16 protein-coding genes and 1 pseudogene are annotated in these 23,656 nt (G+C 36.9%); 7 read left to right on the top strand and 10 right to left on the bottom strand.

What is annotated here, in order from left to right; genetic code table 11:
* The 5 genes and pseudogenes from AC3DU7_RS04145 to grpE form a co-directional block, all read right to left on the bottom strand.
* A pseudogene (locus AC3DU7_RS04145) lies at positions 1-320 on the bottom strand (ribosome small subunit-dependent GTPase); the annotation flags it as partial.
* A complete protein-coding gene (locus tag AC3DU7_RS04140; protein WP_488038094.1) occupies positions 317-586 on the bottom strand; it encodes a sulfurtransferase TusA family protein in 270 nt (89 codons plus the stop codon). The pseudogene AC3DU7_RS04145 and the gene AC3DU7_RS04140, both read right to left, overlap by 4 nt.
* Positions 587-979: 393 nt before the next feature.
* Positions 980-2,107 carry a molecular chaperone DnaJ gene (gene dnaJ / locus AC3DU7_RS04135; RefSeq protein ID WP_488038093.1) on the bottom strand — a complete coding sequence of 376 codons (1,128 nt, stop codon included), beginning with the start codon at positions 2,105-2,107 and terminating at the stop codon, positions 980-982.
* A 424-nt stretch (positions 2,108-2,531) separates the two neighbouring features.
* Complete coding sequence (gene dnaK / locus AC3DU7_RS04130; protein WP_488038092.1) at positions 2,532-4,565, bottom strand: molecular chaperone DnaK; 2,034 nt, start codon at positions 4,563-4,565, stop codon at positions 2,532-2,534.
* Positions 4,566-4,747: 182 nt separating this feature from the next.
* Positions 4,748-5,473, bottom strand: a complete 726-nt coding sequence (gene grpE, locus AC3DU7_RS04125) for a nucleotide exchange factor GrpE (RefSeq protein ID WP_488038091.1) — start codon at positions 5,471-5,473, stop codon at positions 4,748-4,750.
* 1,063 nt (positions 5,474-6,536) lie between these two features.
* Between grpE and AC3DU7_RS04120 the strand changes: the two genes are divergently transcribed.
* The 5 genes from AC3DU7_RS04120 to AC3DU7_RS04100 all read left to right on the top strand — a co-directional run bounded on the left by AC3DU7_RS04120 (position 6,537) and on the right by AC3DU7_RS04100 (position 13,227).
* Entirely contained in the window at positions 6,537-8,708 is a 2,172-nt protein-coding gene (locus AC3DU7_RS04120) for a GspE/PulE family protein (protein WP_488038090.1), read from the top strand.
* A gap of 128 nt (positions 8,709-8,836) precedes the next feature.
* Positions 8,837-9,940, top strand: a complete 1,104-nt coding sequence (locus AC3DU7_RS04115; protein ID WP_488038089.1) for a type IV pilus twitching motility protein PilT — start codon at positions 8,837-8,839, stop codon at positions 9,938-9,940.
* A gap of 421 nt (positions 9,941-10,361) precedes the next feature.
* On the top strand, positions 10,362-11,495 hold the full coding sequence (locus AC3DU7_RS04110; RefSeq protein ID WP_488038088.1) for a type II secretion system F family protein: 1,134 nt from the start codon (positions 10,362-10,364) through the stop codon (positions 11,493-11,495).
* 239 nt (positions 11,496-11,734) lie between these two features.
* A complete protein-coding gene (locus AC3DU7_RS04105) occupies positions 11,735-12,331 on the top strand; it encodes a hypothetical protein (RefSeq protein ID WP_488038087.1) in 597 nt (198 codons plus the stop codon).
* A 293-nt stretch (positions 12,332-12,624) separates the two neighbouring features.
* Positions 12,625-13,227 carry a Uma2 family endonuclease gene (locus AC3DU7_RS04100; RefSeq protein ID WP_488038086.1) on the top strand — a complete coding sequence of 201 codons (603 nt, stop codon included), beginning with the start codon at positions 12,625-12,627 and terminating at the stop codon, positions 13,225-13,227.
* A gap of 136 nt (positions 13,228-13,363) precedes the next feature.
* Here AC3DU7_RS04100 and AC3DU7_RS04095 read toward each other — a convergent pair whose 3' ends face one another.
* The 5 genes from AC3DU7_RS04095 to AC3DU7_RS04075 all read right to left on the bottom strand — a co-directional run bounded on the left by AC3DU7_RS04095 (position 13,364) and on the right by AC3DU7_RS04075 (position 21,452).
* Positions 13,364-14,593 (bottom strand): bifunctional sterol desaturase/short chain dehydrogenase, encoded by a 1,230-nt coding sequence (locus tag AC3DU7_RS04095; protein WP_488038085.1) that lies wholly within the window; start codon positions 14,591-14,593, stop codon positions 13,364-13,366.
* A 602-nt stretch (positions 14,594-15,195) separates the two neighbouring features.
* Positions 15,196-16,989 (bottom strand): penicillin-binding protein 2, encoded by a 1,794-nt coding sequence (gene mrdA / locus AC3DU7_RS04090; RefSeq protein ID WP_488038084.1) that lies wholly within the window; start codon positions 16,987-16,989, stop codon positions 15,196-15,198.
* A 2-nt stretch (positions 16,990-16,991) separates the two neighbouring features.
* Positions 16,992-17,120, bottom strand: a complete 129-nt coding sequence (locus AC3DU7_RS04085; RefSeq protein WP_488038083.1) for a hypothetical protein — start codon at positions 17,118-17,120, stop codon at positions 16,992-16,994.
* Positions 17,121-17,755: 635 nt separating this feature from the next.
* A complete protein-coding gene (locus AC3DU7_RS04080) occupies positions 17,756-18,454 on the bottom strand; it encodes an N-acetylmannosamine-6-phosphate 2-epimerase (protein WP_488038082.1) in 699 nt (232 codons plus the stop codon).
* A gap of 466 nt (positions 18,455-18,920) precedes the next feature.
* Positions 18,921-21,452, bottom strand: coding sequence for a hybrid sensor histidine kinase/response regulator (locus tag AC3DU7_RS04075; protein ID WP_488038081.1), 2,532 nt, complete (start codon positions 21,450-21,452; stop codon positions 18,921-18,923).
* Positions 21,453-21,813: 361 nt separating this feature from the next.
* On the opposite strand from AC3DU7_RS04075, the gene AC3DU7_RS04070 reads away from it, so the two are divergent.
* Both AC3DU7_RS04070 and AC3DU7_RS04065 read left to right on the top strand, forming a co-directional pair.
* On the top strand, positions 21,814-22,392 hold the full coding sequence (locus tag AC3DU7_RS04070) for a CBS domain-containing protein (protein WP_488038080.1): 579 nt from the start codon (positions 21,814-21,816) through the stop codon (positions 22,390-22,392).
* Positions 22,393-22,597: 205 nt separating this feature from the next.
* Positions 22,598-23,497: a sulfotransferase family protein gene (locus AC3DU7_RS04065; protein WP_488038079.1), complete on the top strand. Its 900-nt coding sequence runs from the start codon at positions 22,598-22,600 to the stop codon at positions 23,495-23,497.
* The last annotated feature ends 159 nt before the right edge of the window (positions 23,498-23,656 follow it).

Below are 23,656 nucleotides of genomic sequence, written 5' to 3'. Positions count from 1 at the left end.
AACATTACCTGATTTGCATTAGCTACAGGAGGACGATCTAATTCTGTTGTTCTTGGCAAAACCTCAGCAACAGCTCCTCGTCTACCTGCCCAGTCAGGATCTTCTATGACCACGCGATCGCCCACCATTACTTTCTGGCCAATTTTCTTCAATCGCGATCTACGGGTACACAGGAGTTGAGTAACATTTTCTGTTGTTTTTTTTACCAAATCATCTTTTGTATCGAGCTTAACTTGGTAAAAATTTGCTTGGACTGCAACAACTGTCCCTACCAAATCGTTATTTGTTTCTAAGATGCCACCCTCTTCTGAAGAACTCATGCAACGCCTTCCGGGCGACATACCTTCAGGATAAAATACTCAGAGCGATCGCTTATTTCTTCTATTTGATAACCTTCTACAATCAAACTATCAGGTACTTGCTCTATTGGTTCTCCTGGATCTAGCCAAACTTCCAAAATCTCTCCAGGCATCATCTTTTCTAGGTGTAGTTTTGTCTTGACAAAATTAATTGGACAGGGAGTACCTCGCAAATCTATTTGGGCATCTGGTATTTTTTGCTGCTGGATTTGGGGTTGATAATCCATAATTTAATATTGTTTCTCCAATATTTTAGTTTTTAATAATATAGTTCCAATCAATTATTATCAGAAAAGATAAAAGACAGAGAGCAAGAGGCATAAGGGAAATATGACCGAATAATTAAGGATTAAAGCCTCTCCTTTAGAGGTTGTCTGAGAAGTCCCATTTGTTACATTGCTCGCCCCCTAAATCCCCCAATTTTGGGGGACTTTTAGAAGCAAATCGACTCTTGTTCCCCCCCAAAGTTGGGGGGCTAGGGGGGCAAAATTCATTATCAAAAAACTTTTCAGACATCCTCTTAAAGGAGAGACGAGAAAAAATTTTCCTTTGAGTCAATTCTCTTCTTTTAAAGGAGAGGTAATTATTAATTATTAATTGTTGAACATTCCCTTTCTAGATCATTTTTGTTGAAATAAGTTTCCTAAAAATCCTTCTATACCACCTTTTCCAATACGATCGCCTTTAATGCTTGCCAATTTTTCCAGCAACTCACGTTCTTCAGGAGTAATTTTTGTGGGAATATCTATTGCTATGGTAATGAGATGATCGCCACGACTTACAGGATTACCCAATCTCGGTACTCCTTTATCTTCTAAAGTTAGAACAGTATTTGGTTGAGTACCTGCTGGAATTATTAATTCTGCTTTGCCATCAACTGTATTTATCTCCAGACTACAGCCCAAAATTGCTTGTAAATAACTAATTTTTATTTCAGATAGAATATTAATTCCATCTCTTCTAAACTCTGAGTCTTTTTTGACCCCCAAGAAAACATACAAGTCTCCAGGTGGTCCACCCATCTTACCTGCATCTCCTTCTTTAGATACACGTAGCTGAGTACCATTATCCACCCCTCCTGGGATAGTAATTTTTATTTTTTTCGTAACTTCATTTTGCCCACGGCCACCACAGGTATGGCACTTTTCTTCTATTATTTGCCCAGTACCATTACACGAAGGACAAACTGAAACTTGAGTGAAACTACCGAAAGGAGTTCTTGTTGCCCGGCGTACTTGACCAGTTCCTCCACAAGTAGAACAAGTTTTAGGTGCTGTGCCTGGTTTGGCACCCGAACCATTGCAAGTTTCACAAACTTCTAAATGTTTGATGGTTAGTTCTTTATCCCCGCCAAATACAGCTTCGTGGAAATCCAGATTCAGGTCTATGCGTAGGTCATCACCTCTAACTGGACCTGTACGCCTACGCCCTTGTGTCCCCATTCCTCCAGAAAATCCACTGAAAAAGCTTTCAAATATATCAGCGAAACTGTCTGAAAAATCTGTGGAGAAACCTTGTGCTCCTGCTCCTGATACTCCTGCTTCCCCAAAGCGGTCGTAACGAGCTTTTATTTCTGGGTCTGAGAGAACTTCGTAAGCACGATTTATTTCTTTAAAGCGTTCTTCTGCTCCTGGCTCTTTGTTCACGTCTGGGTGGTACTTACGAGCCAAGCGACGGTAAGCACGCTTTAGTTCCTCTTTATCTGCACTACGAGAAACACCTAGAATTTCATAATAATCGCTGGCCATAGAGCTGATTGCCTAGAATTAGTGTTAATATGTTTACTTTTTAATTTTTATCTTTGAAGTACCCAACACCAAAGCTATTGCTAGATAGTGTCAGATATCCTGCTTCAACCGCCAGTATCTCCATGGTCCGAAAACTCTCTTGGTCATACACAGCGTCCACAGGGTAAATTTTATTTATATGGTTTGGTTGTCATATTTACAGCTATAGTTAGCTGCAACTAATAACTAATTATATCTAAAATTTTGCTCGCATCCTCATAAAGCTCCAAGTCAATTACCAATTTAACGGCTATTCTATTACAATAGAGCGGGACTTTTTGCGACCGAAGGTTAAAAACATCGGGTGATGGTATTTCTGATTTTAATATTTACCAATATGTTTTCCCCATTATAGCAGTCTAGCATAGACTGTACGGTGAGAGTGTCAAAGGAATGGGTTTTTTCCAAATTCACTCTCAGGTTCTTCAGTTGCTTCTTCAACCTTAACTGAAGTGGCCTCTTTTTTAGTTGGGTTACTATCAATTGGTGTATTAGTTTCTTGCTCTAAAGTTTCTTCTTCCGAAGTTTCTGATTCTGTAATTTCTGAATCTTGAGGAAGCTGAGGAATTTTCTCTTTTTCTGGTGGATCTATCCTTTCACCCCCACTTCGGTCATACAAAGTTTCACCTAAAGCAAACAACTTTTGCCTGAACTCTTCAATTTGCTGATTTAACTGGTCATAATTATTTTCAGTTTCTGAGCTGACCAAAACTTGCTTCAATTGTTCATAGCTTTCTTCAAGTTCTGTTCCTAACTGTTCGTCAATAAAATCACCATGTTCTTTGATAGTTGCTTCGTAATTGTATAGAAGAGTATCGGCCTGATTTCTCAATTCTGCTAATTTTTGTTGTTGAATATCTTGCTCTGCATAAATTTCTGCTTCTTGTTGCATTCGTTGAATTTCTGCTTCATTCAGACCACCTGTATTACTAATTTCAATACTTTGTTCTCTACCTGTGCCTAAATCTAAAGCCTTAACTTTAAGAATTCCATTAGCATCAATATCAAAGTTAACTTCTATTTGAGGTATCCCTCTAGGAGCTGGAGGAATGCCTTTCAGTAAAAACTTACCCAGACTTTTATTATCTTTAACCATTGCCCGCTCGCCTTGAAGGACATGAATTTCTACAGAAGTTTGTCCATCCACTGCAGTTGAATACATCTGAGAGTGACTGGTAGGAATTGTGGTATTCCTTTCTATCACCTTAGTATATATTCCTCCCAAAGTTTCTAACCCCAGGGACAAAGGAATCACATCTAATAGCAAAAGGTCTTTAACTTCACCGCCTAAAATACCAGCTTGAATTGCTGCTCCCGATGCCACAGCTTCATCTGGATTAACAGAGGTATCAGGAGTTTGAACGTTAAAATAATTACTTATTGCTGCCTGAACTGCTGGTATTCTTGTAGAACCTCCCACCAGAATAATTTTGTCTATCTTTTCCGGTGTCATACCAGCATCTTTCAGAGCTTGTTCCACTGGTTTAATCGTACTTTGAGTAAGATTTTTTACTAATTTTTCAAATTGAGCACGAGTTAATTGGGTCTCCAAATGTTTTGGGCCTGTTTCGTCAGCAGTGATAAATGGTAAATTTATATTGGTAACCAGGGCAGAAGATAGTTCGATTTTAGCCTTCTCTGCTGCCTCTCGCAGTCTTTGTAGCGCCATTTTATCTGCGGATAAGTCTGTGCCTTCCCGGTCTCTAAACTCCTCTACCAACCAGCGAACCAAAGAATTATCAAAATCATCTCCTCCTAGATGGTTGTTTCCAGAAGTTGCCTTAACTTCAAATATGCCATCTCCTAACTGTAGTATCGAAACATCAAAAGTCCCGCCACCAAGGTCAAATACCAAAATAGTCCGGTCTTGGTCTTGCTTATCTAAACCATAAGACAAAGAAGCAGCAGTTGGTTCATTGATAATTCGCAACACTTCTAGACCAGCAATTGTCCCTGCATCTTTCGTAGCTTGTCTTTGTGCATCTGTAAAATAGGCTGGTACTGTGATTACTGCTTGAGTAACAGATTCTCCTAAATATTTTTCAGCATCCTGCTTCATTTTTTGCAGAATCATTGCTGAAATTTCTTGAGGTGTGTAATTCTTACCTCTTATCTGGACATCTACAGTACTATCTTTACCATTAATACAGGTATATGGAACTCGGGAACGCTCTTCTTCTGTATCGTCCCATCTTCTGCCAATAAATCTTTTGATGCTGTAAACTGTATTTACTGCATTGGTTAATGATTGTCTCTTTGCCAGTTGGCCAATTAAGCGTTCGTTTCCTTTGGCAAATCCGACAATACTTGGTGTTGTACGCCCACCTTCTGAGTTGGAAATTACAATTGGTTTGCCCCCTTCTAAGACGGCCACACAACTATTTGTTGTCCCTAAATCAATGCCAATGACTTTTCCCATAGTGATTCGGCGTTCTTATCGTCAAAATTCTTTTGAGTTTTCTTTGTTAAGTTGTATTCAGAATATATCGAGTAATCTTGGTAAGATTTAGATTAGCATTTTTGTAACTGTATTTTCTTTGAGCTGATTCTGAATACAACTTAGTTAAATGTGGTGATTAAACAAAAATATGAAACTGCTGTTTAATCTTCTGCATCAGTTTGAGCTTCTTCTGTAGACTCTTCAGGTTCTGGAGCTGTCGCTACTTTTACCATGGCGTGTCGAAGGACACGATCTCCGAGAGTATAGCCCCTCACTAACTCTTCTGTAACAGTTCCTTCTGGATATTCTGTTGTTGCTTCTCGCATTACTGCTTCATGTAGATTTGGGTCAAACTCTTGACCTTCTGGGCGCATAGGAGAAACTCCCAGTTTTTTGAGACTATCTACCATTTGCTTATAGACAGTTTGATAGCTCTTGTGGATATTCATTTCTCCATCATTAGCTGGTTTAATCTGGGAACGAGCACGGTCAAAATTGTCGATTACTGGTAATAATTCAATGATTGTGGAGCACTTCACTTGTACGTCTATTTCTTCTTTTTCTTTTTGTGTACGTTTACGGAAGTTCTCAAAGTCTGCTGCTAGTCTTTTGTATTGAGTATCTTTTTCTTCTAGCTGAACTTTGGTAGTTTCTACCTGAGTTTGCAGAGATTCATTTGCCTCTTTTAATAGGACTACATGCTGTGATATTTGCTCTAAGTTCTGTTGCTCTGTATTTTCTGTATTTACAGAAGCATTATCTTTAGACTCTTCCTCAATATTTTCAAGTTTTTGAGATGAGTCTAGTTCTGCGTTTTGCTCAACCGCTTGCATATTTTCTTGTATTTCTTTATTTGTTGTTTCTGCTGATGGTATCTCTCCTACCATTTAATTTTCTCCTGAATACTGACGGTTGTTACTGCTTTTTATCTAGCTTTTTTTATCTGACTTATTCATCATCAAAAAATACTATAAAAATACAGATTTTTAACTACTATATCTGATTATTGTGACTACCTTTTAACTTATTTAGTTATCAGGTCTTTAGAGTCAAGCTTATAGATTAGCAAATATAGTGGTTTATATTCAAGAAATTATAGAGTACTTGATTTTTCTGAAAAATACTCAATCAATTTCTTTGTTAAAAATTTGCTAATATTACTAATTAAGTCTATGTCACAAATAAAATTATGGCGATCGCTAGGGAAGTACTAAGTTATGGTAAAGATAGAGACTTTTTTACATACTGTTAAACTAGCAAAGGTTAAGGTTGTTTAACTGGTAAAGTAAGTAGAACGGTGCAAAAAAACAGCAAGTTAGTAACGAAAAGTTAAGTTTGCCAAAAACTCTCTTCAATTCTGCCTTCTGCCTTTTCATAACGATAGTTTTCAACACCGACCTACTTATTAGCATTAGTTTATTATGTATTTAGGATATTTTTGAAATTAAGAAATATTACAATACTACCTCAGTTACTCTGAAGTACTTCCTGAGATATACAAAATAAATCATCATCAAAAATAGATTGTCCCAGTTCTATAGTCTAATGTTTTTCCCCAACAACATTGTGTCCCTGAATATTTATTGACTCTAGTTTCAGATTATACCGAATTATTTCATATTAACCAAAACATTTTTCTGGTCAATACTATTTTCATTGGCTATTAGGTGATTGTAGCTACTATGTTGCACAGAAGGAAAGTATCTCTACCATGATTAATTTAGTTGCTAAGATTTTTACAGTCCTATGGTAGTTACTGGCCTTAGTTTTAATTTGGGAATTTTGTATAATTTATAATTGCAGACTATCCCTGGATTAACGTAAAAATGCTATTCCAAAGACTTAGAGACACAACATTAAGTAAACTCAGTTAACGGCTTGTTAAGCTGGTGTAAATTTTATCAAAAACTTAGGGAATACTTAGACTTAGGAGAACTTAATTTATCAGCCATGGCCCAAACCTCTTCACGGAATTCACGCACTGCTATAGTTGCCCTTAGTAATCTTTCTCCTTTTGGGAACAAACTGGTTCAGGCAGGCTATGTCAACATTGAACAATTCCAAAAATGTCAAGTTGAAAGCCGTAAATCAGGTAAATCTTTGACAGAGATACTGGAAGCTCTGACAGGACAACCTTTACCTGCTGAATTACTAAGGCATTATAAAAAGCAGCAGCTATTTGAACTAATGATTTTTCATGGTGTAGCTGCCTTTGACCCAGAAATTACTCAAATTCCACCACAACAAGTATCTTATCTAATCGACAAAGTAATTCCTATAGAAACTTGTCGTCGTAACCGGATGGTACCACTATTTAGCCACGAAACTCATTTGGCCAATCAGTTAGTCCAAGCTGGTAAAATAGATCAAAGCCAAATGTTGAAAGTTTTGACTCAAAGTATTGGCTCACAAGGTACATTCGTTGAAGAACTAGAAAAGTTTACTGGAGATTCACTGCCGTCAAATTTGCTGAATGAGTATGAAAAACAGCAACCCTTTGTGATGGTGGGAATGGCCGATCCTGATAACCTGCAAGCTCTAGATGAACTGAAAAATAAAATTCTCAGACATCGTGGATTAACTTTACAGCGTCTGGTAATTACTCCAGAAGATTATCAACACCTAATTAACTACTACTTAGACGAGCAAACGAAAAAGGACGCTGTTGCTGCGAAGAAGGCAGAAGAAAAAGAGTTAGAGATGGAGTCAGGGTTTTTTGAGGGTCAAGATCTAGAAGATGCTGATGATGAGAATGCGGTAGAGGACATAGCACAAAGCATCTCTGAGGCTGAAGATGCTCCTGTGATTAAAGCTGTTAATATAATTTTAGTTAAAGCTCTGAGTGAGGGAGTATCAGATATTCATGTAGAACCTCAAGAAGAATTTATCAGAATTCGGATGCGTAAAGATGGGGTATTGCAAGAATATTTTAGGTTTCCGAAAAAAGTTATCCCGGCGATTACTTCCCGCTTCAAAATTATTGCTAACTTAGACATTGCTGAACGACGGCAAGCTCAAGACGGTCGTATTCGTAAAGTATTTAAGGGACGTACTATCGACTTCCGGGTAAATAGTTTGCCTAGTCGCTATGGTGAAAAAATTGTTTTACGGATTTTGGACAGCTCTAGTACCCAGCTAGGGTTGGGTAAGTTAATTACAGACCAGGATACTCTGGCTTTAGTGAGGGAAACTGCTAGTCGTCCATTTGGACTAATTTTGGTTACAGGTCCAACAGGTTCTGGTAAGTCTACTTCTCTATATTCTATTCTGGCAGAAAGAAATGAGCCTGGGGTTAATATTAGTACGGCGGAAGACCCCATTGAATATGCTTTGCCTGGGATTACTCAGTGTCAGGTAATTCGGGAAAAAGACTTGACTTTTGCTAATATTCTCCGAGCGTTTCTGCGACAAGACCCTGATGTTCTACTGGTGGGTGAAACACGGGACAAGGAAACAGCAAAGACGGCTATTGAGGCGGCATTAACTGGACACTTAGTTTTAACAACTCTACACACTAATGATGCAGCAGGAGCGATCGCTCGACTTGATGAGATGGGAGTCGAATCTTTTATGGTTTCTGCTGCTTTGTTGGGTGTTTTGGCACAACGTCTAATGCGTCGGGTTTGTAGTGAATGTCGAATTCCCTATACTCCTGAACCTAAGGAGCTGAGTCGCTATGGTTTAGTTCCTTCTCAGGAGCAGGATGTTACTTTCTACAGAGCAAATACTATACCAGTTGAAGACCGGAAAGTATTGGCAGAGAGAGAGGAGCTGTGTAAAAAATGTGGTGGTCTAGGTTACAAAGGTCGTGTAGGTGTTTATGAATTTATGAAGTCTACAGAGCGACTACAAACTCTAATTACTCAAAGAGCGCCTACCGAACAGATTAAGGAAGTAGCAGTTGAAGAAGGAATGACTACTTTATTGCAGTATAGCTTGGATTTGGTGCGACAAGGTTATACCACTTTTGAAGAGGTGGAGCGGGTAACATTTACTGACTCTGGTCTGGAGGCAGAAATGAAACGTCAAGCTAAACAAAATCTAGTTTGTAAGTCTTGTGGTGCTGAGTTAGAGGCTGAATGGCGAGATTGTCCCTATTGTATGACACCTCGCTTTGAGTAATTTAGGAGGCAACAGGCAACAGGCAACAGGCAACAGGGAAGAAAGATCAAAGTACCTCACGCTTACTGAGAAACGCTATAAATTTTTTGAAGTACAGCAAATGCAAGTTTTTTCGGGAGATTTAGATTATGTCTTTTATGATTGAGGATGTGTTGGAGTCCCTTGTAGAGCAGGGCGGTTCAGATGTACATATCCAAGCTCGCGCTCCAGTTTTTTTTAGAATTAGTGGCCAACTTACACCTCAGCCACAGTTTGGAGAAAATCTTGACCCACTGGAAGTGCAAAACCTGATTTTCCAAATGCTTAACAATATGCAACGTAAGCACTTGGAACAAAATTGGGAACTTGACAGTGCTTATGGTGTGAAGGGGTTGGCTCGTTTTCGTTTAAATGTTTATCGGGAGCGGGGCAGTTGGGCAGCTTGTATGCGTGCTCTTGCTTCTCAAATTCCTAATGTTGATAAGCTTGGGGTGCCGATGATTTTACGGGAGATGACTGAGCGACCTAGGGGGATGTTTCTAGTGACAGGGCAGACTGGATCTGGAAAAACAACTACTATGGCGGCTTTGTTAGATTTGATTAACCGTACCCGTGCTGAACATATTCTCACTGTTGAAGACCCCATTGAATATGTTTTTCCTAACGTTAAGAGTTTGTTTCATCAACGGCAAAAAGGAGAAGATACAAAAAGCTTTTCTAATGCTCTGAAAGGGGCACTTCGTCAAGACCCGGATATTATTTTGGTGGGAGAAATGCGGGACTTAGAAACTATTGCTTTGGCTAGTACTGCAGCAGAAACGGGTCACTTGGTATTTGGGACTTTGCACACTAACTCTGCTTCTGGTACGGTAGACCGGATGTTGGATGTTTTTCCACCAGAGCAACAACCTCAAATTAGGGCGCAGTTGGCTAACTCTATTGTTTGTATTTGTAGTCAAAACTTGGTGAAAAAAGTGGGTGGGGGTCGCTGTGCTGCTCAGGAAATTATGATTAATACTCCGGCGATCGCTAACTTAATCCGGGAATCTAAAAATGCTCAACTTTATTCTCAAATTCAGATGGGCAAGAAGTTAGGTATGCAGACGATGGAAATGGCTCTTGCCGATCTATATAAAGAAGGAAAGGCTACCTGGGAAAATGTCATGGCTAAAGCAGTAAAACCTGATGAACTTGCAAATTTGATTGGTCCAGAACCTAAGGGGAAGGTAGAAAAGGCTAAGGCTCGTCGTTAAGTATCGGGTAAGTAGGTTTTAGGTAGTACAGGAGTGAGGAATATAATAGAACTTCGTTCCGCTTACACGTTAACCTTTGCGGTAGCACTCCGATAGGAAAGTTACGCGCCTGCAAACAAAAAACTTTCTCCCTCTACTCCTATTTCTTCTTCTTTTTTCCCTCCTGTACGTCGCCCTACTGATGCCTCCCGGACCTAAATTCTGACTCCTAAGTAATTAAGATTAATATCATACAAGTTATTCAGCAACGCCAAAAACTTCTTGAAAGGTGGTAGATAAAAAAGGTTTTTTAGCTTAACTTCTGATTTGGAAACAGAGTAAAGTTAATGATAATTAAAAACTTTTTCAAAAGTAATTTAAAATCATGCCACCTAAACCAGTATTTGTCTATTAAAGATTAAATAAATGAGGAAACTAAACTATGACTAGCAATTTAGCCAGTAAAAAATCGAAAGGTGGTTTGGAGGAACGGCTAAAAGAATTTGAAGAAAAATTAAATGTCGCCCTCGCTACTATTACGGTTAAAGATTTAGCTGTCTTTGCCCGTCAATTTGCTGCGATGTTTAATGCCGGTGTACCGATGGTTAGATGTCTTAAAGTATTAAAAGAACAAACCTCTAATTATAAGATTAAATATGCTTTGAAAATGATTAGTGCAGAGGTAGAAGAAGGCACTGAATTGTCAGAAGCAATGAGAAAACATCCGGCTTGTTTTGATGAGTTATTTCTGAGTATGGTTGCTGCTGGAGAGGTGGGTGGTGTCCTTGATGAAGTGCTTGAACGTCTGGCAGTTATGTTGGAGAAAAATGCTAAGACTTTGAGTGAAATTAAGTCTGCTATGTCTTATCCAAAAACTGTTATGTTTATTGCTCTGGCAGTGTTTTTTGGGATGACGACTTTTCTATTACCAACCTTTGCCAAAATTTTTGAAGAAATTGGTACTGAGTTGCCAGCTTTTACTGTGTTTATGTTAGGTATTAGTGCTTTTTGTAGAACTTGGCCTCCTATTCCTCAAGTAACGGCAATAGGCTCAATTATTTTTATTTACGTTGTTTATACAATGGTTTATAAAACAGAGCAAGGTAGGCTATTTTTTGACAAAATATTTCTGAAACTTCCTATTTTTGGAGATATTATTGAAAAGTCGGCAGTGGCTCGTTTTTGTATGATTTTTGGTACTTTGACTCGCTCCGGTGTACCAATGTTGAAGTCTCTGGAAATTGTGAGAAATGTGGCAGGAAATGCGGCGATCGCTGAGTCTGTTGAGTATGCGAGGCAAGAAATTCAAAGTGGGGGAATGATTAGTATAGCTCTACAAGAAAAGAAAGTTTTTCCTTCTTTGGCAGTGCAAATGATGGCTATTGGAGAAGAAACTGGTGAGTTGGATGCGATGTTGATGAAGGTGGGGGCTTTTTATGAACAAGAAGTTGAGGAAGCTGTTAAGTCTTTGACAAGTATGTTGGAACCTTTAATGATTGTTGTTATTGGTGCTATGGTTGGTGCAATTTTGCTTTCTATGTATTTACCTATGTTTAAAGTATTTGAAGATTTGTAGAAGGAAGAAAGAAGAGGGAAGAGGGAAGAGGTAAGAAGGAATAAGGAAAAGTATTACAAATGGATAATTGATAATTAATCCCCAAAGGTTTAAAGCCTCTATCAATTAATGAAGTTGTCTGAGTTTTAAACTTTTGAACTGTCCTAACATTTCCTTTTAGTGCTATAACAACTACTCCCTACTCCCTACTCCCTACTCCCTACTCCCTATTTTAAATATAAGAAAATATTAAATTTATTATGGTTATAAAAAAATCAGATTACGAAGCATTACTAGCAGAATATAGTAATTCACAAGCAACAATTGCACTACTTAAACAACATAGACCATACTTAGAAATGCTTCCCAGTATGCGTCGTCCAGAAAATAGTTTAATTGTGATTCCTTTACCTATTATTAAGCTACGAAAACAGGGTAATGAGTTAGGAGAAAATGTTCTTTTGCCTTGCGATCTAGGTATTTTTATGTGCGACCCTGAGTGGAAGGTTAAGACAGGAGCAGAAATTTTTATTTTTATTTATAGACCTCAAGAAGACTTTTCCGATCTTCTTAGTCGTTGGCGACAAACTCAGATTTTATTAGATAAGGAATATGAATGGGTAATGCCTCAAGATTATAAACATATCTATTCTCAAGAAGCGGAAGAAGTTTATCCTTTATTTGTTTTATTTTCAGAGACTCCAGAAAGGATTAAAAGAGGATTGATAGGAGCTGCTTTACCTTTTGTTGTACAGCCTACTTTTGATTCAATAGAAATGGAAGCTGAGGAGTCGAATATTGAGATACAGACAATGTTATCTCAGATGGATGATGGGATTAATGATGGTTTATTTTAATTGATAAAGAAGTTAATATTATTAGGAAAGGCAGAAGGCAGAAGGGAATTCTGACTCCAATGAAATTGGCTATAAGTAGGTAAGTATAGAAAATCCTAGCTATATTAAGATTTGTATACTAACTCCAAGCTCCTCCAAACAGTTGAATTCAGAGGTTCTTTACATTTTGTTACATAGTGACAAATTTTAACGCCTATTTACTTAACCTAACTTCAGTTATTACTTGCATAAATTCAAAAGCTGATTGCTGAATGCTAATAGCTGAATGCTTAGTTAAACGCAAATAATCAACGATGGATACAATAACAAAACAAAGATTAACTTTTGACCAATTTATAGAGAATTATCCTAATGATGGTAAGTTTTATGAATTGGTGAATGGAGAAATTGTGGAAATGAGGGCGACAAGAAACCATGATGATGTGGCAGACTTTATCGCTGATTCTTTTAAAGAAGAAATTAAACGTCTGAATTTAAATTATGTGGTGAAAAATACGGCGGTAATTAAAACTTTAACTGTAGATAAAATTGAACAAGGAAGAAAACCTGATGTAAGTGTAATTAATCGGAAAGTTTGGCGTGCTAACCGTGCTAGTTATGCTGCTTTAGACGGACAAATTCAATTAGCTATAGAAGTAGTTTCTACTAATTGGGAAGATGATTATGTTGATAAATTTGAGGAGTATCAACGTTTGGGAATTTCAGAGTATTGGGTTGTTGATTATTTAGCTATTGGTGGGAGAAAATATTTGGGAAAGCCGAAATTTCCGAGTGTATTTGTTTATATTTTAAATCAAGAAAGTCAATATAAAATGACTCAATTTAGAGGTAATGAAAAAATTGTGTCTTTAACTTTTCCAGAATTATCTTTAACAGCAGAAGAAATTTTTAACTAGCAATCAGCAATCAGCAATCAGCAATCAGCTTATCAAAAGGGATAAAAAACAACTATTTTTAAGTATAAATGGAAGGCTTTGGAGACCAAAACCCTACATTTTACAGAATGGTTTGAAGACCAAACCCCTACTAAATTCATTTAGAAGTAAATAATTTAAAGTAAGTAGAAACTAAAAATTCTTTGATAGGAATTGCTACAAAAGTTAAAGGATTAACTGTAACAATAATTGTTCTAATATCTGCTTTTGCTAATTTTACTATCTGTTTTGCTACCCAATCGGCAGACATAATTCCGATGGGATTAAGATTACTTTTAAATGGACCTAATATTAATTTCCGAATGACACAGGGAGCATCTAATCTTCTTAAAGTAACTAAATCTCCAAGAGTTCTTTTTGTGAGTTCATATAGAGGACTAAATGCTGGAGAAACTTCTGCTTCTGAAGTGTTAACCCAGACTTCTTTACAAGCAATATCAGAATTTGTTCTTACAGTTTTAAGGAATATTTCTAACATTCGCCAACTAGAAAAAGCATTAATTTCGTAAGATTTAGCGATCGCTTCTGCTGTCTTGTCCCCATGTACATTAATACCGTGATTTAATACTAGAATATCTACTTTTTCAAATAAATCTGCTAAATTCTTTTCTTGACTTACTTGCCAATTTATAGTTTTAATTTCTAACTCTTCACCATCTATATTTAAGGTAATAGTTTGATTTCCAGAAGTAAGAGCAATTACTTTTGCACCTGCTTTGTGAAGATGTAGGAGGAGCGATCGCCCCAAACTACCAGAAGCACCTGTAACAGCAATAGTTTTACCTTTGAGAGAAAGTGCTGTACCCATAAGTTTATCTACCAGACTCAAGGTACCGCAAAAATAAGCATTTTGATTATCAAAGTGGTGTCGCCAATGATAAGAGCGGTTGATAAACCAATAGGCTGGAGGTGCTGAGAATGCACCGGGAAGATGATTTAGATCTGTAAGTTGATCGGCATGAGGAATACCAGTAGCACGAGCGATCGCTGGAAAAAAGAAACTTAAAGTATAAACAAAACCTGCTAGAGTAGCCCAATGATAAGAAGGTATCCAAACAAAAGTTAGTGCCCAGAGTAATAGACTAAAAGTCAACATGACCAAAGATTCTGGCACATCATGATACCAAGTAGCTTTTTGATACATCTCTGTACTCACTGAAGTCAAGTCTGGACGGAAAACACGATGATGCCAACCGTGCCATTTATACAGAGGCGACCAAATATGAGAAACCACATGATAAATATCTCGCACAAGTTCCACAAATAATATAGAACCGAGAACCCAACAAATGTTTGCTATCCAAGGGTTGACCAGATAAAACTCCATAAACCTCACTACCAAATATATGAATATACTTTAAACTAACACTATTTCATGGAAGTCAAAAGTCAAAAATCAAAAGTCAAAAGTAAGATTTTACCGAATAATTCAATAATTCAGGTTTAAAGCCTCCCCTTTCAAGGGGAAAAAAATAAATTTTCTCCTTTTATTCAATCCTCTTCTTTTTAGGGAGAGGTAATTATCAATTATCAATTATCAATTATCCATTATTGAAAGAGCTATAGAACTTTGACACTAAAGTAATTTCAGGAAATTTTCGCCCTGGCATAGTAATGGTAGAGGGAGTGTGGCTCACACAGATTATGGCACGGATATACGGATATGGAAGAGAGTGTGGCTCACACAGATTATGGCACGGATATACGGATACCGAAGGGAGTGTGGGAAGTGTGGGAAGAGATAAGAGTTTTTAGGAATTTATCGTATAAAAAAGCGCATTTTTGTTGAGATTTTATACTGAATAAAAGCGATCGCGTCAGCGGAACGGAGTTCTATCGCTCACCCCTTTGTTAAAAAAATCTCCCCCACTCCCTTACTCCCCCACTCCCCTACTCCCCTACTCCCCCACTCACCTACTCCCCTACTACCTATTTTCCTTTATTAGCAAAATAAGTATCAAAAATAGCTTTAGCAATTGGTGCCGCACCTACCGAACCATAACCACCTTCCTCAACTGCAACTGCTACAGCGATTTCAGGATTATAAGCAGGTGCAAACCCAATATACATCGCGTTATCTGCTTGCCCTGGAAGTTCCACCGTGCCAGTCTTGCCCCCAGATAGTGGGATAGTACCATCATTCAATCTCCGGCCAGTACCCTTCCTCACCACATCAATTAATCCTTCGCGCACTGTATTAATAGTTGAAGGTTTCAGACCAGTTTTAATTGATTTAGTAGCTGGAGTGCCAGTTTGAGATGCCAATAAATGAGGTTGTACTCGATACCCACCATTAGCGATCGTGCTAACCATCACTGATGATTCTAAAGGAGTTACTAACACCAGACCTTGACCAATACCCATAGTCACAATATCAGCAATATGCCAAGGTTCTCCATAAATCTCTTCTTTTTGTTTAGGAGTGGGAATTTGACCATGATTACCATCTATCCCCAATAGTTTTAAGTCAATACTGCCACCAATACCTAACTCTCGACCCGACTTAGAAATTATTTCCGGGCCAATATTCACAGCCATTTGATAATAAAATGTATTGCTACTGTAGGCTAAAGCATCCCTAAAACCAATTAACCCATAACCTCCACTATGTTCGTTAAAAGTGATGCCACCAATAGTGACAGAATTATAAGTTCTCACTCTAGAGTTAGGAGAATACTTACCAGACTGTAGCCCGGCAACAGAAGTAACAGGTTTGAAAGTACTTCCTGGTGGATAACCCTGGAGGGCACGATTCAAAAAGGGCTTACTTGCACCTTGCAGACGTTGCCATTCTGAGGTTGTCATCTTACCAGTAAATAGACCAGGGTCAAATGTAGGTCCACTTGCCATTGCTAAAATTTCCCCTGTTTTGGGGTTGATGGCAACTGCTGCACCCCGGCGGTTTCCTAGAGCTTTTTCTGCTGCTTTTTGAATATCAAGATCGATAGTTAATTTCACTGGTTTGCCTGCCGTCGGATTTTCGACTCCCAGTTCCTGGATTTCGTTACCTTTGGCATCAACTTCAATCAAGCGATTACCCCAAACTCCCTCCAAAGTAGAATTTGCGGTACTTTCTATTCCCATTTTACCAACGATCATTCCCATTGGATATTTGGGATTAGATATCAATTCTTCTTTGGTTGCTTCACCAGTGTATCCAATCAAATGAGCTGCTAAACTGCCATTAGGATAGTGGCGAATATTTTCGGTACGCACTTCTACTCCTCGTTTTTCACCAGCTTTTTCTGCTAATGCTATGAAGGTAGTGGGGTCGAGGTTAGAAAGGATTCTAACTGCTAGAGGTGAATCATAACCTACTTCTTCTAGCTTTTTGATAATATCGCTGGCGGAAATGTTTAAAATTGAACCTAATTCTGTTGCAACTTCTGACCACTCTGTAGGTGAGTATTCTTGAGGCCACAAATATACAGAGCGAGAGAGTTGGTTACCTGCTAAAATTTTACCTTTGCGGTCATAAATTGTGCCACGACTTGCTGCCACTGGCACTAGACGAATTCGGTTGTTTTCTGCGCGTTCCCGGTTATACTCTCCCTGAATTAATTGTAGTTGTACTACACGATAAGCATTGATGCCAATTAAGCTGGTAATTATTAGCATCATTGTTAATGCTTGTACCAAGCGACTACGTTTTGATGCAATTTGTTGCGCAGCATTTCTGGCAACGTAAGGAAATTTAAAATATAAACTAATATCTTGAGCCATTATTATTGCATAAGTGTTTCATCTTTATTTTTCTTTACACCCTGCATTTCATCCGGAATATTAACCACTTTGTCATAGATATATCTTGCAATGTTAGACATTTGGTAAAAACTAGGTTTTTGCCCAGGCATTACTAATGTTTGAGATTAATTATCGGATTTATCTATGTATGGTTAATTACTATTTTATTTAATTATATATTTTCGGATTATAGTTCGTGGTATAGAAAACCACATTTTGCCATGAGTGAAAAATGAGTGATTATAGCAGTTGCCATTACTGTATATAACATAATTAAAAGCTTAAAACTCATACAAAGCAAGATTTTTTTTTTTTCTAGATCCCTAGTATTATTTCCGGTTGAATAGTTATAAATAACAATGTAAGATTGACTCTTCTGCGATAAAATAATTAATTCTACGGATCTGCCCTCTGCCTTCTGTCTTCCTTCGACTAAAGTATCAGTATTCAACCGTTAGCGCTGTTCCCCCGGAGGGGGAACATGATATAAAGCACAATCATAGTCGAAATCATCAACGCCGAATAGGGAATAGACAATGAGCAATAGGGAGAAGTAATTGATAATTTATGGATAAGAATTGATTTGATTTTGGACTTTTGGAAAGGTCTATTATTCTGATATTTATTACTCACCCACTCCCTCACTTCCCCACTCCCCCACTCCCTCACTCCTCTACTCCCCCACTCCCCCACTCCCTCACTCCTCTACTCCCTCACTCCCCCACTCCCTCACTTCCCCACTCCCTCACTCCCCCATTTCAGAAATCATCTCCATTTTGTAAGCTTTGACTTTATGATCAATTCCTGTAATATCTGTCCCAACAACAACAGCATTAGCTCCTAAATTCATAGCTTTTTTTGCCATTGCGGGAGAAGCAATACCTCCTTCACAAATTGCTGGCACTTCTAAGTTTTCTACTATCTGTTTTAGCAACTTAAAACCAGGAGGAGATTTGGCGATCGTTTGCTCAGTATAACCATACAGAGTGGTGGCAACAACATCGGCACCTGCTTCTACAGATAATTGTGCTGCTTCTATAGTATCTACATCTGCCATTACTGGTTTTCCTAATTCATTATGAATACGAGTAATTAATGTTGCTAAAGTTTCTCCTCCTGGACGTTTTCTGGCAGTAGCATCAACAGCAATAATATCTGCTCCGGCCTTGGCGATCGCTTCTGCGTCTGAAAATTGGGGCGTAATATAAACTTCAAATCCTGGTATTTGTTGCTTCCACAAACCAATAATTGGTTGAGTAATTCTCTGTCGCACTGCTTGAATATGGGATGGGGTATCTATTCTCACTGCGACAGCTCCCTGATTTATGGATGCTTGTGCCATAGCTGCAATGACTTCTGGATGATGTAAGGGGGAGTCAGTGGGAGCTTGACAAGAAACGATTAAACCTTGTATTAATGATAAATTTTGGTATTTATTAGCCATAATAAAAACGTTGATTTGATAAATTTATCCCTATTCCCTATTCCCTAAAAACAGTAAGATTTTTATACACAAATAAAATAGGATTTCTATAATTACAGCGCTTTTCATTTGAGTAGACCACAAAATTATTTTTGGCACTTAGAGTAGGGAGTAGGGAGTAGGGGGTAGAAAAATGCTTTTGGGTTGCCCATACTAACTGTAGTCTATCCATGTGAAAAGCGCTATAATATGGACTGTTTTAGCCAGTTTTTGTAGTAAGATATAACTCTGACTCAATTAGTAAAACTTTTATCTAAAACTAAAAACAATAGACATCTCCAGAAAAGAGGGAACAGGGAACAGGAAGGAATAATTGATAATTTATGGGTAATAATTGATTTGTTTTTGGGTTTTTGGAGATGTCTAATAGCTGATAGCTGATAGCTAATAGCTGAAGGCTGTTTGCGCAGCAGTCCGTAGGAAATGCTTACGTCAGTAAGTCTATCATTTTACTCAATAAATATTCGAGGTTAATTGGTTTAGTCAAACATTCATCTGCACCAACAGCATAACAAGATTCTGAATCTATGTATGTATTAGAAGTAGTTAATGCCAAAATTTTGAGTGTTTTACTACTATTTGTTTGGCGTAACTGCTGGATAATTTCTACACCATCTATTCCTGGTAATTGCATATTTACAATCACAGCAACAGGCTGCAACAAAATAGTTTGCTCTACTGCTGTAGAGCCTTCTATTATCCATACAACTTTTAATCCTGCTGCTGTCAAAATATCGCAAATTAATGTGGCAATATCTTCTTCTTGCTCAATTAATACTACGCTACCTTGCAAAGATAAGGTATTAGGTGAATTTTCTTCTTTTTGTTTTAATTCTTTGTTTTTTAATGTGAGTGTTTGTAATGGTAATTTTACGGTAAAAGTAGATCCAACATTAACAGCAGATTCTACTTCAATAATTCCGCCATGAAGTTCTACTAATTGTTTTGTTAAAGCCAGACCTAAACCCGTACCACCTTGCTGACGATTATAAGGAGAATCTAGTTGTTGAAATTTCTTAAATAATAATGGTTTTTGCTCTTCAGAAATTCCTATGCCAGTATCTTCTACTTGAAAAATTACTGTGTTTTTATCTCTTATGACTTTAAGTATGACACTCCCTCCACTAGGAGTAAATTTAATTCCATTACTGACAAGATTAAATAGGATTTGTTTGACTCGTCTTTGGTCAGCAGTAAATCGATCTAATTGTGGATTTATTGTGTGTTCTAAATTTAATTTTACTTCGTTTTTTTCTGCTTTTTCTCTAAACATTTTCCAAACCTCATAACTTAATTTAGAGAGAGAAAAATCATCGATATTTAAAACTGCTTTTCCAGCTTCTATTTGAGATAAATCTAGGATATCATTGATTAATTCTAGGAGATGTTCGCCACTATCATGGATTATTTGTAAATAATCTCTTTGCTTTTGTATTGGTATTGCTTTAGCTCCTCTATTGCCATAAGACCAACGTAAAAGAGTTGCAGAAATGCCAATAACACAAGTGAGAGGAGTGCGTAATTCATGACTCATTGTGGCTAAAAATTCACTCTTAGTACCATTCGCTGATTCTGCTGCTTGTAGAGCATCATAAAGTTCTTGAGTCCGCCTAGCTACTTGCTTTTCTAAAGTTTGTTTTTGCTTTTGTAGTTCTTCATATAATTGAGCTTGGTAAATAGCGATCGCTAAGTGTTCTACAATTTCTTTAAGAAATCTTTTTTCATTATCTTGCCACTCTCGAATCGAACAGTGATGGGCAATTAATAATCCCCATAATTGTCGATTTACGATAATTGGTACTACTAATTTTGCTTTAACTTGATGTTGTTGCATCAATTTTACTAAGCAAGGAAATTGACCATAATCTACTTCTACATCAGTTATGTCATGAACAGAGACTTTACTATATTTAGGTATAGAATTATGGGGAGGAAAAAAGCAGTTTTCTTCTTCAGTCAAACCTAATACTGAAGAAATATTTTCTGATGCTAATGCTTCATATTGAACATATCCTTTTCGTTGATTTTTGGATGTAATATCATTTGTGAGTGATAAGGAATTATTGAATTGATAAATTAATAATCTATCAACTTTAATTAATTTTTGAACTTGCTCTACTGTAGTGGATAAAATTTCTGGTAGTTCAAAATTTTGACTAATTTTGGTTGTTACTTGATTCAGAAGTATTTCTTGTTCTAGTTGTTTATTGAAAGCTTCTTCAATAGGTTGAGAGACTAATGGATGTTGTTGATTATTCAGTGTTGAATCTGGTTCTGATAATCCATGAATATCAACTTTTGAATCATCTGTTGATAGTAAATTTGATATCTGAGAATAAGATTTATTTTTCTTGATTTTTTGACTACTTGTTTGCTCTAAAATAGAATCTATATTTTCATTATTTTCATTGGAAGTCAATAATTTTAGTAATTTCAAGGTAAATTCATCCTGGAGAACTACATTATTGACTTTCAGATTACTTATTTTAGATTTAATTTGAGAGGCGATCGCTGAGTTACTATTGTCTTCCTTTATAATATTTAAAATCTGGTATACAAATAGTTTAATTGTTTCTGGGTCAAAAGTTAAACCTACATTAAATTTTAAATTTTCCACATTTTCCCTTGAAAAAGGAAAGGTAAAAGAGTTAGATTGGAAATTATTATCTTTTTGTCGGTCTTCTATTTTCTGACTCTGATTGTCTGATGACTCCTTAGCTATTGTGCCCCACAAAAGTCCATTAAACTCCTCTGAAATAACTACTGTAAATCTTAGGTCTGGAAATTTATGATATTGAGCGATCGCAAGTATATCTTCTGTAATTAATATGGTCTTTAAACCTTGAGTTGTTTGTTGCAATAGCTGACTTAAAAGCTCAAGGATATTTAAAGGTAAAATTAAGTTTGGTTTTGCGGGTGGAAACTGGGCATCCCCGACGGTCTTGGATAAAATGGCCATAAGAATATTCAGGACCAGGACAAAGAGTATTGCTTATGTGTATTATTAAGCATTTTTTTTAGATTTTAGATGATTTAATCTAAATGTAAATTTATCTAATTTAACATATTCTCGTAGAATATTTTTTCTAACTACTTATTGACGGAAAATTTCTGGTCAATAGCCTCCCCTTTTAAGGGGATAAAAAGCGGTCGATCTTCGGAGCTTCTCATAGGGTAGGATGGGGAGGAAACCTGTATCAGATCCATGAGACCAAGAGAAAAAATATTTCAGATTTCAAGCCTCTTGCTCCAGCTAGAGGTACTGATAGCGTAGCTCCGACCATAGGAGGCTAACTGATAACTGATAACTGATAACTGAAATGACACTCTATTCTACTGTCAGGAACTTACCTTTCCACGATTTTCAAGTGAATATTACTACTTCTGGAAAAATAGTAGCCGAAAAATTTAGGCTACAACCAGAACTACCAGGAGTTATCATTACTAAAAGTACAAAAATGTTGGGTATGATTTCACAAGTCAGATTCTTAGACTATATGAAATTACCAGGAAATAAAGACTTTTATTATCAGCATCCTGTGAGTGAATTGTTAGATGTTCTTAGCACTCCTCCTTTAGTTCTTTCTGAAAATTTTCAAGTTAATGCTGCAGTACTAACTGCTTTAAATAGACCCAAAAATTATCTTTATGAGCCTATAGTTATAGTTTTGTCGAATGGCAATTTAAGATTGATAGATTTACATGATTTACTATTAGCACAATCAGAAATTTTACTAATAGCGTGTAAAATGATTCCAAATAAAACGGAGGAATATCAATCAGAAATTTCTGAATTATTTCCTCAAGATGAGGATGAGGATAATGATGATGAACATACTGGTTTTTTGTTAGAATCAACATCTCCCATGGACCCAATTAAAAGCAAACTAAAAAAGTGATGCTAAGGGAATAGGGAATAGGGAACAGGGAACAGGGAATAGTAAACTGTATGAAAAGGCAGGAGGCAGAAGGCAGAAGGGAATAGAGTTTTTGGCAAATTTACTTTTCGTTACTAACTTGCTGTTTTTTTGCACCATTCTACTTAGTAGTCTGAATACCTTTAATAATATCCATATCTATAAGTTTAAATTTAGGAGAAATACAATGAAGTTGCCAACTTTTCTAATAATAGGAGTACAGAAAGCAGGAACTACATCTATCTATAAATATTTAAAAGAACATCCCCAAGTTTATATGAGTCCCATTAAGGAAACAAATTTTTTCGCTACAGATTGGGAAAACAAGACAGAAAAGATATCAGATACAGGAACAAGAAAAAAAATTAATAGCTGGGAAAGATACTGTGAATTGTTTATGAATGTAACAGATGAGATTGCTATAGGAGAGGCATCTCCTAACTATCTTGTTAACTATGAAACTTCATCGGAAATGATTCAACGTTATGTTCCTGATGTGAAAATGATTGCTATCTTGAGAAATCCTGTAGATAGAGCTTATTCTGATTATTTAATGCACCTTCGTGATGGGATAAATGTGGGAAAAGTTAGGTCTCTAACCGAACAAGTTAAATTTAGGGCAGATAGTTCTTCAACAATCAAGAAAGGATTATATTATTCTCCTATTAAATATTATTTTGATAGTTTTAATCGGGAACAATTAAAAGTTATTCTCTATGATGATTTAACTAAAGATTCTTTAAAGGTTATGCAAGAGATTTATAGATTTATTGGGGTAGATGATACATTTAATCCTGATACTTCACAGCGTAGTCAAAGTGCAGCTATACCTAAGAATCAAGCATTGAATAATTTATTACAAACAAAAAATCCAATTAGGACAGCTATTTCATCAACGCTCAAAGTATTAATGCCTTTAGAAATGCGGCAGAAATTACGCTCTAATATAATTAAGTTAAATTCAGCAGGAAAAGAACTCAAACCTCTTTCTTCAGAAGAGCGTCAAGTATTAACTGAATTCTACTGTGAAGATATTCTCAAGTTACAAGATTTGATTGGCAGAGATCTTTCATCTTGGTTGGAATAGTAGGATAAGCATTCAGCTATCAGCTATCAGCTTTATTACCTTTAAGAAGTTGTCTGAGAAGTCCCATTTGCTATAGCCCCCTAAATCCCCCAAAATTGGGGGACTTTTAGAAGCAAATTTACTCTTATTCCCCCCAAAGTTGGGGGGCTAGGGGGGCAA

The organism is Okeania sp. (assembly GCF_983059655.1).
This window is presented reverse-complemented; position numbering and strand designations above follow the sequence as displayed.